This is a genomic window from Wolbachia endosymbiont of Drosophila seguyi, assembly GCF_028981765.1.
Classification (GTDB): Bacteria; Pseudomonadota; Alphaproteobacteria; order Rickettsiales; family Anaplasmataceae; genus Wolbachia; species Wolbachia pipientis.
The window spans coordinates 1-1,472 of the sequence record NZ_JAPQLM010000004.1; the positions used below are offsets into that span (position 1 = coordinate 1).

The window sequence follows — 1,472 nt, forward strand, 5'->3', positions numbered from 1 at the left end:
TAAATTATCTGCCGTCAAATTTCAAAAAAGTTAAATTGACTGATTCTCAATATCACTTAATATAATATTTACTTTAGAAAATAATAGGTGTCTTATGTCATTGTTAGAAGCAGATCCAATATACAAACCTTTTAATTACCCTTGGGCGTATGATGCGTGGCTGCAGCAACAAAGAATCCATTGGATACCTGAAGAAGTTCCGCTCGCTGATGACGTGAAGGATTGGAAAACTAAACTTTCAAGTGTAGAAAAAAATCTACTAACCCAGATCTTTAGATTTTTTACTCAGGCAGACATTGAAGTAAATAACTGCTACATGAGGCATTATTCAAATATATTTAAGCCAACAGAAATATGCATGATGCTTGCAAGCTTTTCCAATATGGAAACCATACACATTGCAGCTTATTCTTATCTTTTAGACACAATTGGCATGCCAGAAAGTGAGTATCAAGCATTTTTAAAGTATGATGCTATGAGAAAGAAATATGAATATATGTTGGAATTCGAGGAAAGCAAAAAACACGATAAAAAACATGTAGCTAAAACTCTAGCAGTGTTTGGTGCATTCACTGAAGGGTTGCAGTTATTTGCATCATTTGCAATTTTGCTCAATTTCCAACGTTTTGGAAAAATGAAAGGAATGGGGCAGATAATCGCCTGGTCAGCCCGTGATGAAACTTTGCACACCAATTCAATTATCATGTTATTTAATACATTTATTAAAGAGAATAATGAAATTTGGGACAACGAGTTTAAAGAGGAATTATATTCTGCATGTCGCACCATCGTTGAACTTGAGGACGAATTCATAAAGCTTGCCTTTGATTTAGGAGATGTTGAAGGACTATCCGCAGAAGAAGTGCGCAATTACATACGCTACGTAGCAAACAGACGGTTAATGCAATTAGGTCTTGAGTCCATATATGATGTCAATGATAATCCTATTCCGTGGCTTGATGAAATACTAAATGGCGTTGAACATACGAATTTCTTTGAAAATAGAGTAACAGAGTATAGCCGCGCAGCAACTCAAGGCACGTGGGAAGAAGCTTTTACTGAAAATGACACGAATAATAAGTGAATGCTAATTTCACTCTTTTTTGTCATTCCACTTTCATTACACCATTTGCTGTGCAGTTTAGACAGTTTTGCTTTACTTAACAACTAACTTACCATATATATGTCCATAGGACATTGGTATATAAGAACGTGCTACAACTATTAATCTTACTCACGGTCATCACTTCAGCTGCATTCTTTGGTCATTTAGTTCCAATGGAAGTAAAAACCTTCTTGTACTCAACGAGCCTTAGTATAAAAGAGGTTTTGCTATTTATAATGCCTTTTATTATTTTTGCGTTAATCTTTAGCAGTGTTAACAATCTTAAGCAGTCAGCTATAAAGTTCATATTGTTACTTATTATAATGATCTTCTTATCGAATCTGGCTTCAAGTTTAATAGCTTATTC

1 protein-coding gene and 1 pseudogene are annotated in these 1,472 nt (G+C 34.5%); both read left to right on the forward strand.

Translation table 11 applies throughout. The features are described 5' to 3' along the window. The first annotated feature begins 94 nt into the window (after window positions 1-94). Window positions 95-1,084, forward strand: a complete 990-nt coding sequence (locus OZD62_RS00075; RefSeq protein ID WP_006280119.1) for a ribonucleotide-diphosphate reductase subunit beta — start codon at window positions 95-97, stop codon at window positions 1,082-1,084. Window positions 1,085-1,212: 128 nt separating this feature from the next. After that, window positions 1,213-1,472: pseudogene (locus OZD62_RS06075) on the forward strand (cation:dicarboxylate symporter family transporter); the annotation flags it as partial.